A 14,430-nucleotide genomic window follows, 5' to 3' on the forward strand; every position below is an offset into this window, starting at 1 on the left:
GACGGATCACGGATGCTGGACGCATGTACTCCTTCACACAAGCCGAGGCTTTCAGCCCGGACGGCCTGTCGGCCTGGTTCTCCGCACGGCAGGAGATCGACGCCGCGATCGGTGCCTTGGAATCAGCCGGGGTGGCGCTGATGCGCCTCGTCGACGACTCGGACTGGCAATCCGACGGCGTTCGTGCGCTGCACGAACAGCTCAGACAGTTCCAGTCCCGCGCCGGGGTGGAGCTCGGGTCGTTGCAGGCCCGGGAGTCGGAAGTGGAAGCGGTGGGGGTGGCGTGAGCGGCGGCCTGGAGATCGATCACGGCGGTGCGATCGCGGTCGACACCGAGGCGATGCGCGACGTCGGCACACGCATCTCCGGAGTGGCATCGCACCTGGAGGAGGCTCGAGCGGAGATTCGACGAGCGCACACCGCCATCACGAGCACGCCAGGGTTCAGCGAACGCGTCGACACCGCCGAGCTGCAGGCGTGTGGAGAGCGCGTCGGCGAACTCCGGGCCGAGGTCGAGGAGTCGAGCGCGGCGACGCTGCTGATGGCCGATGCATTCGAGGTCGTCGAGCTGCGGGCAGAGGCAGAGGCGCTGGCCCACTCGGACTCCGCGGCTGCCCAAGCCCTCCTGGCTCGGGCGAGCCGGATCATGGCCGCCGACGGACGCATCGGCGTGCTGGCCGACAGACTGGTCGACGGCACCTGGAGGCAGGAGAGATTCACAGGTCTGGGCGGTCAGTGGGATCTGGGCGGGTTGCTGCCGCAGGTGTTCCTCCTCGGGGCGTTCGTCGGCGTGACATCAGGCGTCGGCACGGTCCTGCCGGGCATGACGCTGAAGGGCGAGGTCGAACCCGTCACTGTCGCCCCGGTACGGTCATCGACTCCGGCGGCTGCTCCGGCGACGCTCCGCGGCGCTTTCGAACGGATGCCGTCGGCCGCAAGCGCGCAGGTCGCAGTCGAGAAGCTCACGTTCGCGGACGGGACCACGAAATACATGGTCTACGTCAAGGGCACGCAGAACATGAAGCCGTGGGAGGGGGGAGGAGCGGAGCCCTGGGACATGAAGTCCAACGCCGAGCTCTACACCGGCGAGAAGTCGGCCTCCTATCAGGCGACGCTCGACGCGCTGGCTGCGGCGGGCGCGGCTCCCGGCGACACGGTCGGCGTCGTCGCGCACTCGCAGGCGGGCATGATCGCGGTGCACCTGGGGATGGAGAGCGAATACGACGTCGATCTCGTCGCGACCGCCGGGAGTCCGGTCGGCGGCACGTTCCGCGCGGACCAGCTGGTCGCGCAGCTCGCGCACACGGACGATGTGTTCGTGGGCCTGACCGGCGGCGGCTCTCCCGGTGGCACTGGTTCCGCTGACAGCTTCACGGCGACGCGCGTGGCCGACCCGGACCCCGGATTCCAAGACGTCACGCTGGCGCCGCACAAGTTCGAGACCTATCTGGAGACTGCGCAGATGGTCGACGAGTCGGGGGACCCTCGCGTAGAGGCGCTCGACGAGTATTGGGCGGAACTCGGGAAGGCCGTCTCTGTCGAGCGCACCGAGTACCACGCGGAGCGGACGAGCGGCTTTCGATGAGGAGTTCCTCCTCGGCCTGCGCGGCACGGGCTGGCGTGGCGACCTCGAGGAGCTGCGTGACGACGGACCCGCCAAGTGGAGCGCAGAGTGATCCTCGTCGACTCGTCGGTGTGGATCTCCTACCTGCGCGACGACGGGTCGCCGGTCGTGGATGTGCTCGGAGAGCTGCTCTCCCGCGGCACCGAGGTCTCGATCACCGAGCCGGTGGCGATGGAGCTTCTCGCGGGAGCACACCGGCCGCAGGAGGCTGCAAGAGTCGAGGCGCTCGTGAACGGACTGCCGTCGACGCCGATCGAGTCGGCGACCGACTTCGTGAACGCCGCACGGTTGTATCGCGCATCAACGGCGAACGGGCACCCGATCCGCAGCATGACCGACTGCTTGATCGCTGCCGTCGCGATCCGTCGCGATGTGACATTGCTGCACCAGGATCGCGACTTCGCCTACCTCGCCGCGATCAGCCCACTGCGGCTCCATCCGGTATCGGACTGAGCCGGCGCGAGATCTCCAGCGGGAGATCTCAGTCGCGGCGCTGCTGCTTCTTGCTCTGCGGACGCAGGATGAAGCCGAAGATGCCGTTGATCACCGAGATGATGATCGCCGCCAGCACGCCCCACCAGAAGTGCTCGACGCGCAGCCCCCAGTCCCAGCCGCTCGTGATCCATGCGGTCAGCCAGAGCAGGAAGCCGTTGATGACGAACCCGATCAATCCCAGCGTGAGGATGTACAGCGGGAAGGCGACGATCTTCACGACCGTGCCGATGATGGTGTTCACGATCGCGAAGATCGCGGCGACCGCGAGCAGCGTCAGCACGAGCTGCAGGGTCCCACCGGGAGGGAACGGGATGATCATCACCTGCAGCACAGGCATCAGCGTGACGACCCAGAAGGCGAAGGCGTTGACGACGACTCGGATGATGAAGCGCATAGTGCGTCCAGTGTCGCACGTACGGCCAGCGGTGTCAGGAAGCCGTTGTGCGTCAGCGGATGTGCGCAGCGATCGTCTGAGCGATCTCTGTGAGGTCCATCCGGCTCTGCGCGACGGCGAGAACGAGATCGAATGCTTCGTCGTTCGTGAAGGTCACGGTGAAGCCGTTGAGTTCGATGAAGATGAACGTGAGGTACAGGGATATGCGTTTGTTTCCGTCGAACAACGCGTGGTTCTGAGCCAATGAGCTGATGAGTGCCGCCGCCTTCTCCTCGAACGAGGGATACGCGTCGACCCCGAACATGCCGGCGGGGGGGCGCGCAAGGGCAGAGAAGAGCAGCCCTTCGTCACGGACGTGCAGCCCGAGCTTCGTGATGAGCGCGAGGGCCTGCTCGGGCTCGATGTACTCGACAGCCACGGGGTCAGGCGTCTTCCAGTCGCTTCAGCGTCTCGGCGTAGCGTTCGGTGATGCTGTCGCCGATCGAGAGGACTCGATCGGTCTTCGTCTCCGAGTTCGCGAATCGCGCCGCCGCCTCGATGATGACGGCGTGCTTCGAGATGTGCCGCGCACGCGCGATCGCCTCGAGCTGAGCGTCGAGTTCTTCCGGGAGCCGCACCGTCATAGCCATACCAGAATGGTACCACCGCCCAATGGCCCGGAACCAGCGTCGACGAGGCTCGTAGACTCAGACCGTGACCGACCCCATCCTGCCCCGCATCCGCCCCGCCATCGCCGCTCTCGCGCCGTACCGCCAGGGCAAGCAGGCAGGACCCGACGCGTTCAAGCTGTCGAGCAACGAGAATCCGTTCGATCCCCTGCCCTCGGTCGCCGCCGCTCTCCAGCACACCACCCCGATCAACCGGTATCCGGATGCGACCGCCGGCCGCCTGCGCGCACGACTCGGCGAGCGCTACGGGGTCGACGCCGACCAGGTGCACGTCGCCGCGGGCAGCGTCTCGATCCTGCACCAGCTGATCCTCGCGACGGCATCCGTCGGCGACGACGTGATCTACGCGTGGCGCTCGTTCGAGGCGTACCCGAGCCTGCCTCTTGTCGCAGGAGCCACCGGCGTGCAGGTGCCGCTCACCGCGGAATCACGTCACGACCTCGAAGCGATGGCGGATGCCGTCACCGAGCGCACGCGCGCGATCATCCTCTGCACCCCGAACAACCCGACCGGCCCGATCATCACGAGCGCCGAGTTCGCCGCGTTCGTCGAGCGGGTCCCCTCCGACGTCCTGATCATCCTCGACGAGGCGTACGCCGAGTTCGTGACCGCGCCGGGAGCCATCAACGGCCTCGCCGAACGCGTGTTCGAGCAGCATCCGAACGTCGTGGTGCTGCGCACCTTCTCGAAGGCCTACGGCCTCGCGGGGCTGCGGATCGGCTACGCGATCGGACACGTCGCGGTGCTGAACGCGGCCCGCACCACCGGCATCCCGCTGTCCGTCACGTCGGCCGCCGAGAACGCCGCGATCGCCAGCCTCGACGCCGAGCCGGAACTGCTCGACCGCGTCGCGGTGATCGTCGAGCGCCGCACCCGCCTCGTCGAAGGTCTCCGCGCACAGGGCTGGGACGTCCCCGACGCGCAGGCCAACTTCATCTGGTTGCCCGCCGGCGAGCGCACCGACGAGGTCGCCGCGGCCTTCGTCGAGAACGACCTCGTCGTGCGACCGTTCTCGGGCCACGGCATCCGCATCTCGGTCGGCGAGGAAGCGTCCATCGCGCGCGTGCTGGAAGTCGCCGCGGCGGCCCGCTGAGCCGTCGACTCACCCGGAAAGCCCGCGATTCTCCGGTTTCCCGGCAGATACGAGGGCGTCCTAGGTATGCGTGACCGAGCATGCCTGCGCGGGTAGCGTGAGACCGTGACCTCGTCAGAGACTGAACTCGTCCGCGTCCTCGATCAGGACGGCAACTTCGCTCCGAGCGCTGCCGCTGAGCAGTATCTGCCGTTGATCGAGGCGATCGGCGACACCGAGCTCGAGCAGCTCTACCGCGACATGGTGGTCATCCGTGCCATCGACACTCAGGCGACCAACCTGCAGCGGCAGGGGCAGCTCGCCCTGTGGCCGCCGAGCCGCGGCCAGGAGGCGGCGCAGGTCGGCTCCGCTCGTGCCGCGCGCACCCAGGACACGATCTTCCCGTCGTACCGCGAGCACGCCGTGACGCGCATCCGGGGTGTCGACCCGGTCGACATCATCAAACTGATGCGCGGCGTCTCGCACGGCGGCTGGGACCCGGCAGACCCGAAGAACGGCAACACCCGCCTCTACACGCTGGTGCTCGGATCGCAGGCGCTGCACGCGACGGGCTACGCGATGGGTCTGTCCTTCGACGGACGCAGCGGCACCGGCGACCCCGAGCGCGACGAGGCCGTGATCGTCTACTACGGCGACGGCGCGTCCAGTCAGGGCGACGTGCACGAGGCCATGGTCTTCGCCGCGAGCTACCAGGCCCCCGTCGTCTTCTTCCTGCAGAACAACCACTGGGCCATCTCGGTGCCCGTCACGACGCAGTCGCGCGTCCCGCTCGTCGAGCGCAGCGTCGGCTACGGCATCCCGAGCATCCGCGTCGACGGCAACGACGTGCTCGCCAGCTACGCGGTCTCCCGCGTCGCCCTCGAAGAGGCGCGCAGCGGGCAGGGGCCACGGGCGATCGAGGCGGTCACCTACCGCCTCGGCGCGCACACCACGAGCGACGACCCCACGAAGTACCGACACACCGACGAGGAGGACATCTGGGCGCTGCGCGACCCGATCGCGCGGATGCGCACCTTCCTCGAGGGCCGTGGTGCCGCGGCATCCTTCTTCGCCGACGTCGACGCGGAGGGGGCGGATGCCGCAGAGGACCTGCGCGCCCGCACCGTCGAGCTCGGATCGCCCCCGGTGAACCGCATGTTCGACCACGTGTACAGCGAGCCGCATCCGCTGATCGCAGAGCAGAAGGCCTGGCAGGCGCAGTACGAGGCGTCGTTCGAAAGCGCGTCGTTCGAAGGAGACAGCAAGTGACCCTCGAGACGATGCCGCTGAGCAAGGCCATGAACGCGGGGCTGCGCCAGGCGATGGAGAACGACCCGAAGGTGCTCCTCATGGGGGAGGACATCGGCAAGCTCGGCGGCGTGTTCCGCGTGACCGAGCATCTGCAACGGGACTACGGGGAGAAGCGGGTGCTCGACACCCCGCTCGCCGAGTCGGGCATCGTCGGCACGGCCATCGGCCTTGCGATGACCGGGTTCCGGCCCGTGATCGAGATCCAGTTCGACGGCTTCGTGTTCCCCGCGTTCGATCAGATCACCACGCAGCTCGCGAAGCTGACCAATCGGCACGAGGGCAGGATCTCGCTGCCGATCGTGATCCGCATCCCCTACGGCGGGCACATCGGCGCGGTCGAGCACCACCAGGAGAGCCCGGAGGCGTACTTCGCGCACACGCCGGGCCTGCGCGTGGTGTCGCCGTCGACGCCGAACGACGCGTACTGGATGATCCAGGAGGCGATCGCCTCGAACGACCCCGTGATCTTCATGGAGCCGAAGAGCCGCTACTGGCAGAAGGGCGAGGTCGAGCTGGATGCCTCGGCGGCCCCCCTGCACGCCTCGCGGGTCGTGCGCACCGGCACCGATGTGACGCTGGTCGGCCACGGCGCCATGGTCACGACGCTGCTGCAGGCGGCCGCGCTCGCCGAAGCCGAAGGTACAAGCTGCGAGGTCGTCGACGTGCGCTCGCTCTCGCCGGTCGACTACGCGCCGATCCTCGACTCCGTGCGCAAGACCGGGCACATGGTCTACGCGCAGGAGGCGCAGGGCTTCGTCAGCATCGGCAGCGAGATCGCCGCGACCGTCATGGAGCGGGCCTTCTACGCGCTCGAGGCACCGGTGCTGCGGGTGTCGGGCTATGACACCCCGTTCCCGCCCGCGAAGCTCGAGGGCCTGTATCTTCCGGATGCCGATCGCATCCTCGAAGCCGTCGACCGCTCCCTGGCCTACTGATGTACTCCCCGGTCCCCCTTCTCCGGTCATTGAGCGAGGAGCGCGGCGACCTTCCCCGGTCGTTGAGCGAGCGCAGCGAGACGAAACGCAGAGAGGCAACACCATGAGCACGCAGAACTTCAACCTCCCCGACGTCGGCGAGGGTCTGACCGAGGCTGAGATCGTTTCGTGGAAGGTCGCACCCGGCGACACGGTCGCCATCAACGACGTGATCTGCGAGATCGAGACGGCGAAGTCGCTCGTGGAGCTGCCGTCGCCGCACGCCGGTGTGGTCGGTGAGCTGCTCGCCGCAGAGGGTGCGACGGTCGAGGTCGGCTCCCCGATCATCACCTTCACCACCGCTGGCTCTTCGGCCCCGCCCGCCGTCGCCGTGGCTCCGGCGCCCGAAGAGGGCGGCGGCTCGGTGCTCGTCGGCTACGGCACCGGAGGCGGCGCGACCTCGCGGCGCAAGCGTCCGGCCGAGCGGGCCGTGCGCTCGTCGGTCGGCGTGATCGCGAAGCCGCCGATCCGCAAGCTCGCCCGCGACCTGGGCGTCGACCTCACCGCGGTCGCGGCGACCGGCGCCGACGGAGAGGTCACGCGCGACGACGTCGTGAAGCACGCCTCGCAGGCGAGCGTGTTCCGCAACATCGAAACGCCGGAATGGGGGACCGTGCGCGAGGAGACGGTGCCCGCCCCGCAGAGCGCCCCGGCAGGCCTCGCCCGCGGCCTGGCTCCGTCACCCGCCGCCCCGTCGACGAGCGAAGACGGGCGCACCGAGTCGATCCCGGTCAAGGGCGTCCGCAAGGCGACCTCATCGGCGATGGTGCAGAGCGCGTACTCCGCCCCGCACGTGACGGTGTGGAAGGAGATCGACGCGAGCCGCACGATGGAGCTCGTGAAGCGCCTCAAGGCGTCACCCGACTACGCCGACATCCGCGTCTCGCCGCTGCTGATCATGGCCCGCGCCGTGATCTGGGCAGCCCGCCGCACACCGATGGTGAATGCGGCCTGGATCGAGACGGATGCCGGTGCCGAGATCTCCGTGCGCCACTACGTGAACCTCGGCATCGCGGCCGCCACCCCGCGCGGACTGCTCGTGCCGAACATCAAGGACGCGCAGGACCTCGGCATGAAGGATCTGGCTCGGGCGCTCAACCGCCTGACCCTCACGGCGCGCGAGGGAAAGACCTCTCCTGCCGACCAGCAGGGCGGCACGATCACGATCACCAACATCGGCGTGTTCGGGATGGATGCCGGCACCCCGATCATCAACCCCGGCGAGGCGGGGATAGTGGCCATGGGCACGATCAGCCAGAAGCCGTGGGTCGTCGACGGCGCGGTGCGTCCCCGCTGGGTGACCACGGTCGCAGGCTCCTTCGACCACCGCGTGATCGACGGAGACGGCATGAGCCGGTTCATCGCCGATGTGGCGTCCGTGCTCGAGGAGCCCGCGCTGCTCGTCGACTGACCGCGTTCAGGCCAGCGAGCGGGTTGCCCCGCGAGGCGATCCGTCACAGCGGAGGAGATCCGCAGTTCGGAGGGCCGGACGGGCCGCCGCAGACCTCCGAAACGCAGATCTCCTCCGGATCGCTGCGGTCCGCCGCGCGTCTCCCGCAATCGAGCCGTGGGGAATCGCGGATGCCGCGCGACCCGGGTGCCCGTCAGCCGCGCTACACCCTCACGCTGAGACGCTGCTCCGCGAGCCGCGGCACCGCCCGCTCCCGCGCGGCCTTCCGCGCCGTCGCGACCGCGCCGATCGACACCACCTCGGCGCCGAGCGTCGAAGCCAGGAGCTCCGGCGCGGGCAGATGCAGCTCGCCCGGCAGCATCCGCCGCGCCGCCGCGAGCACCGGTTCGACGCTCTCGGCGACCGCTCCGCACACGATCACGCGCGCCGGGTCGTACATGCTGCCGAGCACGCCGACGATGCGGGCGACCGTGGCGCCGACGCGGTCGGTGACGAGAACGGCATCCGGATCACCCGAGGCGGCGAGCGTCAACACGAGCCGGGGGTCGATGCGCTCGGCGGCGACGAGCCGCCCGACGGCGCTGTCGCGGTCGATCTCTCCCGCGTCGACGGCGGCCCGCGAGTGGTTGCGCACCGAGTAGGGGAGGCCGAAGGCCGATCCGACGCCGACGATGTGGTCGAACACGACGCCCTCGCCGACGCCGCCGTGGGCTCCGTGCAGCACGTGGCCGTCGACGACCACCCCACCGCCGAACCGTTCGCTCGCGAGCAGCGCGACATAGTCGCGGCATCCGACGGCGGCTCCGACCGCCCCCTCGGCCACCGCGGCGAGTTGCGCGTCGTTCTTGATCTCCACGACCGGCGCCCAGTCGCGCAGCGCTTCGGCGAGGCCGGGGTTCGTGCGCTCCCAGAAGCCGTCGGGGTGCGGAGGGGAGATGCCGTTGCGATCGACGGGCGCCGCCACGCCGGCGCAGAGCGCGAGCACGTCGTCACGCGTCACCCCGGCCTCGTCGAGCGCGGCGCCCAGGGCGGCGATGATCGTCGCGCGTCGCTCCGCCGACGTCTGCGTCGGATCGACCCCGATGCGGTGGTGCACGAGCGTGCGCTCGAGGGGGTCGGCCACCGTCACGGCCAGATGCGTGTCGCCGGCATCGATGCCGACCACGACGCCGAGCTCGGGGGAGAGGGCGAACCGCCGGGCGGGCCGACCGGAGCGGTAGCTGCCGACGGCCCGGGCGTTCGGAAGTTCGCGCAGCACCTCGGCGTCGAGCAGCGTGTCCATCGCGTCGATGGCGGTGGAACGGGTCAGCGAGGTGCCGGCCATGACCTCGGTCGCGGTGAATTCGCCTGCCGCCCAGGCGAAGTCGAGCACCGCTCCGACGCTTGCGCGCCCGGTGCCGAGATCTGCCGAGACTTCTGTCACTCCCCTTGACCTTCCTGTCGTGCCAATGAGAGAGTACCTCTCGACGGAGTAAATTCGCTCACTAGATTTAGTACGCGGATATATAAATCGGAAGGACGACGGTGTCTGACAAACCAACACGCGCGGTGCGGATGATCGCGGGGGCACTCGGCCTCACGCTGGTCGGCGCCGCACTCACGAGCTGCGCAGCCGGCTCGGGGGCGGAGACCATCCGCTTCACCTTCAGCAAGCGCGAGGCGATCGAGTTCATGAACGAACTCGTCGCCGAGTACAACTCCTCGCAGGACGAGGTGAAGGTCGAGATCGACACCTCGGGTGTCGACGTCGTCTCGGCCAGCTTCGTGCGCGGAAACCCGCCCGACATCATGCTCGCGAACTACAACTACGAGATCGCGAGGTTCGTGCAGCGCTGCGCGCTCACCGATCTCTCCGACACGGAGGCCGCGGCCGGCATCCGTGACGACCTCCAGCCGCTCATGGACCAGTACGGCTCCTGCGAGGGCCGCACGAGCGCCCTCCCCTACTCCGTGATGGCGGCATCCGTCATCTACAACAAGGAGATCTTCGACGCGCAGGGTCTCGAGGTCCCGCAGACCTGGGAGGAGCTCCTCGCCGTCTGCGATCAGCTCAGGGAAGCGGGCATCGACCCGTTCTACGCCACCTTCAAAGACGACTGGACGGTCGCGCAGGGCTGGTACGACTACACCGCAGGCGGCTCGGTCGACGTGATCGAGTTCTTCGATGCGCTCGCCGAGGAGGGCGCGGCCGTCGGCCCCGACTCCGACGTCTCCTTCGAGAAGGACTTCGCCGAGCCGATGGACCGCATGATGCAGCTCGCGAACGAGTACACCAATGAGGATGCCGCGAGCCGGGCTTACGGCGACGGCAACCTCGCCTTCGGCAAGGGCGAGGCCGCGATGTACCTGCAGGGCCCGTGGGCCTTCAGCGAGATCGAGAAGACCGCTCCCGACCTCGAGCTCGGAACCTTCCCGCTGCCGATGACCGATGACCCGGATGATCTCGGTGTGCGGGTCAACATGGACCTCGCGGCGATGATCCCGGAGGAGTCGACTCATCAGGAGGCCGCTCGCGACTTCCTCGAGTTCCTCTACCTGCCCGAGAACATCGAGGCGTACAACGCCTCGCAGCTCGGATTCACTCCGACGGAGGATGCTCCGTCGCCCGACGATCCCCGCGTCGAGGGGATGACCGAGTACTACGAGAACGGCCAGATCTACCAGGGGCCGTCGGTCCTCGTGCCGAGGACCCTCCCGGTCTTCAACTACGCACAGGCGATGGTGCTCGGTGCATCTCCAGAGTCCACTCTCCGCACGATGGACGCCGACTGGGCGCGCATCGCCTTCCGCGCTCCGATCCCCACCACCGAGGATTCCGCATCCGGCGAGACAGAGGAGTCCACGCCATGACCAGCACCACGACCAGGCCGCCCACGAGCACCACGACGATCCTCACCGGTGAGTCCCGCGGGCTCCGACGCAAGAGCAAGCGCGTCGAGCCGATCTACTACCTGTTCCTGCTTCCCACGCTCGTCATCTTCACGCTCGCGATCACGGTTCCCGCCGTGATGGGGATCTTCTTCAGCTTCACCGACTCGATCGGCATCGGCGAGTGGAGCTTCAACGGCTTCACCAACTACATCGCGATGTTCAGCGATCCGTCGATCCTGCAGAGCTACCTCTTCACGTTCGGGTTCTCCATCGCGACGGTGATCGTCGTGAACGTGGTCGGCTTCCTGCTCGCGGTCGGGTTGACGTCTCGCATCCGCTTCAAGACCGGCCTGCGCACCATCTTCGTCATCCCGATGGTGATCTCGGGCATCATCATCGCCTACGTCTTCAACTTCCTCTTCTCGAACTCGATCCCGGCCGCGGGCGCCGTCACCGGCATCCCCTGGCTCGAGACGAGCCTGCTCGCGAACCCGGATCTCGCCTGGGTCGCGATCGTGATCGTCACTGCCTGGCAGGCCGTTCCCGGGACACTGCTGATCTACATCGCCGGCCTGCTGTCGGTGCCCGGTGAGGTCTACGAGGCCGCCAGCATCGACGGTGCGAACAAGAGGCAGCAGCTGCTCCGCATCACGCTCCCGCTCGTCGCGGGCTACGTCGTCATCAACGTGATCCTCGGCTTCAAGGGCTTCCTGAACGCCTATGACATCATCGTCGGCCTCACCAACGGCGGTCCGGGCACCGCCACCCGCAGCGTCGCGATGACGATCATCGCGGGCTTCAACGGCGGCGACTACGCCTACCAGATGGCGAACGCGACCATCTTCTTCATCGTCGCCGTGCTCATCTCCCTCCTCCAGCTGTCGCTGACGCGCGGAAGGAACGCACTCTGATGTCGACGCAGGCCATCACCACCCAGAACATCACCACGCAGACCGCGGGCAAGAAGCCCCGCATGAAGATCGAGCGACCGAACTGGTCGGGCACGATCATCCTCATCCTGTGCGCGGTCACCGTGCTGCTCCCTCTGTACGTCACCATCTCGATGGCGTTCAAGACCCAGGGACAGGCGGTCGACGGCAACGCGTTCTCGCTCCCCGCGCCATTCAGCATCGACGGCTTCGTGCAGGCGTGGAACCTCACCAAGTTCCCCGTCGGCGCCGGCATCTCGCTGCTGGTCACCGCCGGCACCGTGTGCGCGACGATCCTGCTCGCCGCCTTCGCGTCCTACGCGATCGTGCGCAACTGGGATCGCAAGCTCTTCCGCTGGTCGTTCTTCTACCTGCTGGCCGCGATGTTCATCCCGTTCCCGGTGGTCGCACTGCCGCAGATCCAGCTCACCGGCCGCGTCGGACTCGACAACCCGTTCGGCGTGATCATCCTCGCCACGATGTTCCAGCTCAGCTTCAGCGTGCTGCTGTTCACGGCCTTCCTGCGCTCGATCCCGATCGAGTTGGAGGAGAGCGCACGCATCGACGGTGCTTCGACCTGGCAGACGTTCTCGCAGCTGATCTTCCCGTTGCTCGCCCCCATGAGTGCGACCGTCGGCATCTTCGCCTTCCTCTACGCCTGGAACGACTTCATGATGCCCTCGCTGATCATCTCGGATCCGGCGATGCAGACGCTCCCGGTGCGGCAGAACCTGTTCCAGACCCAGTTCAGCAACAACTACAACGTCGCCTTCGCCTCGTACCTGATGGCGATGGCCCCGGCGATCCTGGCGTACCTGTTCACGCAGCGCTTCGTCATGGAGGGCGTGACCCAGGGCGCCGTCAAGGGCTGACCGCGTTTCGTCTCGCGTAGACCCGCGCTGAGCGAGCGCAGCGAGCCGAAGCGTCGCTCAACGACCCACCGCAAAAAAGAAGGAGTTCTCCCCTCATGACCGACGTGCTTCCCGTCGAGACCCGCACGACCGACACCGACCCCGCCACCTGGTGGCGTCAGGCCGCCGTGTACCAGATCTACCCGCGGAGCTTCGCCGACGCGAACGGCGACGGACTGGGTGACATCCCCGGCATCGTCTCCCGCGCCGACTACCTCGCTGAGCTCGGCATCGATGCGGTGTGGCTCAGCCCGTTCTACCCGTCGGCACTCGCCGACGGCGGCTACGACGTCGCGGACTACCGGAACATCGATCCCCGGCTCGGCACCCTCGACGACTTCGACGCGATGGTCGAGGCGCTGCATTCGCGCGGCATCCGCGTGATCGTCGACATCGTGCCGAACCACAGCTCCGACCTGCACGAGTGGTTCCAGGAGGCGCTGGCCGCAGGCCGCGGTTCGGCGGCGCGCGATCGCTATATCTTCCGCGAGGGGGCAGGGCCCGACGGCTCCGAGCCTCCGATGGACTGGGGCGCAGCGTTCGGCGGCAGCGCGTGGGAGCGCGTGGAGGACGGGCAGTGGTATCTGCACAGCTTCGCCGTGGAGCAGCCCGACCTGAACTGGGATCACCCCGAGGTGCGCGCCGACTTCCTGCAGACGCTGCGCTTCTGGTCGGACCGGGGCGTCGACGGCTTCCGCATCGACGTCGCGCACATGCTCACGAAGGACCTCACCGAGCCGCTGCCCAGCCAGGCGGAGCTCGATTCGATGGACCGCACGTCGGGGCGGCATCCGCTGCTCGATCGCGACGAGGTGCACGAGATCTACGCCGAGTGGCGCGCGGTCTTCAACGAGTACGACCCGCCCCGCACCGCGGTGGCTGAAGCGTGGGTCGAGACGCCTGAGCGTCGCGCCCGCTACGCCTCGGCCGAAGGGCTCGGACAGGCGTTCAACTTCGACCTTCTCGTGGCGGAGTTCTCGGCGAGCGAGTTCCGCGACGTGATCACCGAGAACCTCGAGCAGGCGCATGCGAGCGGCTCTTCCACGACGTGGGTGCTCTCGAACCACGATGTGACCCGACACGCGACCCGCTACGGCCTGCCGTCGCTGCGCGGCCGCGCCGTCAAGCAGGGCACCGAATGGGTCGCGGCGGGCGGACCGGCCGAAGGGCTGGATCGCGAGGGCGGGCTGCGTCGTGCGCACGCGGCGACGCTCCTGCTGCTCGGCCTTCCCGGCAGCACGTACCTCTACCAGGGCGAGGAACTCGGCCTGCACGAGGTCGCGCAGATCGCACCGGAGCAGCGTCAGGACCCGGCGTTCCTGCGAGAGGAGGCCTTCGACGGACTGGGGAGGGACGGATGCCGCGTGCCGATCCCGTGGACGGCATCCGGCTCGTCCTTCGGCTTCGGATCCGGCGACGCGCACCTGCCGCAGCCGGCGTGGTTCGCCGAGTACGCGGTCGACGTCGAGGCAGCGGACCCGTCTTCCACGCTGTCGCTGTACCGCGAGGCACTGCGCCTGCGGCACCTGCTGCAGAGCGACGAGCGCCTGGAGTGGATCGAGACCGGACGCGATGACGTGCTGCGTTTCACCCGTCCCAACGGGTGGCAGGTCGTGACGAACTTCGGCGTCGAGCCGTTCGACCTGGGGGCGGATGCCGGTGACGTCGTGCTCGGAGCGGTCATCGGCGGCGCCGTCCCGGGCGAGCACACGGTCTGGGTCGCCCCCGCGGGCGTCGCCGCTCAGTTTGATAACGGTTCTCATTAGCATC

General features: G+C 68.2%; 15 protein-coding genes. 11 read left to right on the top strand and 4 right to left on the bottom strand.

What is annotated here, in order from left to right:
* The first annotated feature begins 23 nt into the window (after positions 1–23).
* The 3 genes from RS85_RS18595 (at position 24) to vapC (ending at position 2,077) form a co-directional block, all read left to right on the top strand.
* Entirely contained in the window at positions 24–287 is a 264-nt protein-coding gene (locus RS85_RS18595; protein ID WP_046014906.1) for a hypothetical protein, read from the top strand.
* The gene (locus tag RS85_RS19145; RefSeq protein WP_052703649.1) at positions 284–1,585 is read left to right on the top strand and encodes a hypothetical protein; all 1,302 of its coding nucleotides are present in this window, start codon (positions 284–286) and stop codon (positions 1,583–1,585) included. The genes RS85_RS18595 and RS85_RS19145 overlap by 4 nt, the downstream gene beginning before the upstream one ends.
* Positions 1,586–1,660: 75 nt before the next feature.
* Positions 1,661–2,077, top strand: a complete 417-nt coding sequence (gene vapC / locus RS85_RS18610) for a type II toxin-antitoxin system VapC family toxin (protein ID WP_235282488.1) — start codon at positions 1,661–1,663, stop codon at positions 2,075–2,077.
* A gap of 28 nt (positions 2,078–2,105) precedes the next feature.
* Here vapC and RS85_RS18615 read toward each other — a convergent pair whose 3' ends face one another.
* The 3 genes from RS85_RS18615 to RS85_RS18625 are packed head-to-tail and all read right to left on the bottom strand — an operon-like array spanning position 2,106 to position 3,142.
* Positions 2,106–2,513, bottom strand: coding sequence for a phage holin family protein (locus RS85_RS18615; protein ID WP_046014909.1), 408 nt, complete (start codon positions 2,511–2,513; stop codon positions 2,106–2,108).
* A gap of 52 nt (positions 2,514–2,565) precedes the next feature.
* The gene (locus RS85_RS18620) at positions 2,566–2,931 is read right to left on the bottom strand and encodes a type II toxin-antitoxin system death-on-curing family toxin (RefSeq protein WP_046014910.1); all 366 of its coding nucleotides are present in this window, start codon (positions 2,929–2,931) and stop codon (positions 2,566–2,568) included.
* 4 nt (positions 2,932–2,935) lie between these two features.
* The gene (locus RS85_RS18625) at positions 2,936–3,142 is read right to left on the bottom strand and encodes a ribbon-helix-helix protein, CopG family (RefSeq protein ID WP_046014911.1); all 207 of its coding nucleotides are present in this window, start codon (positions 3,140–3,142) and stop codon (positions 2,936–2,938) included.
* 64 nt (positions 3,143–3,206) lie between these two features.
* Between RS85_RS18625 and RS85_RS18630 the strand changes: the two genes are divergently transcribed.
* From RS85_RS18630 to RS85_RS18645, 4 genes are all read left to right on the top strand, one after another.
* The gene (locus RS85_RS18630) at positions 3,207–4,274 is read left to right on the top strand and encodes a histidinol-phosphate transaminase (protein ID WP_046014912.1); all 1,068 of its coding nucleotides are present in this window, start codon (positions 3,207–3,209) and stop codon (positions 4,272–4,274) included.
* A gap of 105 nt (positions 4,275–4,379) precedes the next feature.
* Positions 4,380–5,522 (top strand): thiamine pyrophosphate-dependent dehydrogenase E1 component subunit alpha, encoded by a 1,143-nt coding sequence (locus RS85_RS18635; RefSeq protein ID WP_046014913.1) that lies wholly within the window; start codon positions 4,380–4,382, stop codon positions 5,520–5,522.
* 11 nt (positions 5,523–5,533) lie between these two features.
* A complete protein-coding gene (locus RS85_RS18640; protein WP_046015024.1) occupies positions 5,534–6,499 on the top strand; it encodes an alpha-ketoacid dehydrogenase subunit beta in 966 nt (321 codons plus the stop codon).
* 103 nt (positions 6,500–6,602) lie between these two features.
* Positions 6,603–7,949, top strand: coding sequence for a dihydrolipoamide acetyltransferase family protein (locus tag RS85_RS18645; RefSeq protein WP_046014914.1), 1,347 nt, complete (start codon positions 6,603–6,605; stop codon positions 7,947–7,949).
* A 202-nt stretch (positions 7,950–8,151) separates the two neighbouring features.
* Here the strand turns inward: RS85_RS18645 and RS85_RS18650 are convergent, their stop codons facing one another.
* Positions 8,152–9,372, bottom strand: coding sequence for an ROK family protein (locus RS85_RS18650; RefSeq protein WP_046014915.1), 1,221 nt, complete (start codon positions 9,370–9,372; stop codon positions 8,152–8,154).
* Between the two features lie 101 nt (positions 9,373–9,473).
* Between RS85_RS18650 and RS85_RS18655 the strand changes: the two genes are divergently transcribed.
* The 4 genes from RS85_RS18655 to RS85_RS18670 all read left to right on the top strand — a co-directional run bounded on the left by RS85_RS18655 (position 9,474) and on the right by RS85_RS18670 (position 14,426).
* Positions 9,474–10,799 carry an ABC transporter substrate-binding protein gene (locus RS85_RS18655; RefSeq protein WP_046014916.1) on the top strand — a complete coding sequence of 442 codons (1,326 nt, stop codon included), beginning with the start codon at positions 9,474–9,476 and terminating at the stop codon, positions 10,797–10,799.
* Complete coding sequence (locus tag RS85_RS18660; RefSeq protein ID WP_046014917.1) at positions 10,796–11,731, top strand: carbohydrate ABC transporter permease; 936 nt, start codon at positions 10,796–10,798, stop codon at positions 11,729–11,731. Before RS85_RS18655 ends, RS85_RS18660 begins: the two co-directional genes overlap by 4 nt.
* Positions 11,731–12,621 (top strand): carbohydrate ABC transporter permease, encoded by an 891-nt coding sequence (locus tag RS85_RS18665; protein ID WP_046014918.1) that lies wholly within the window; start codon positions 11,731–11,733, stop codon positions 12,619–12,621. The genes RS85_RS18660 and RS85_RS18665 overlap by 1 nt, the downstream gene beginning before the upstream one ends.
* A 95-nt stretch (positions 12,622–12,716) precedes the next feature.
* The gene (locus RS85_RS18670) at positions 12,717–14,426 is read left to right on the top strand and encodes a glycoside hydrolase family 13 protein (RefSeq protein WP_046014919.1); all 1,710 of its coding nucleotides are present in this window, start codon (positions 12,717–12,719) and stop codon (positions 14,424–14,426) included.
* Positions 14,427–14,430: the final 4 nt, after the last annotated feature.

It is taken from the genome of Microbacterium sp. SA39, from assembly GCF_000967865.1.
Classification (GTDB): Bacteria; Actinomycetota; Actinomycetes; order Actinomycetales; family Microbacteriaceae; genus Microbacterium.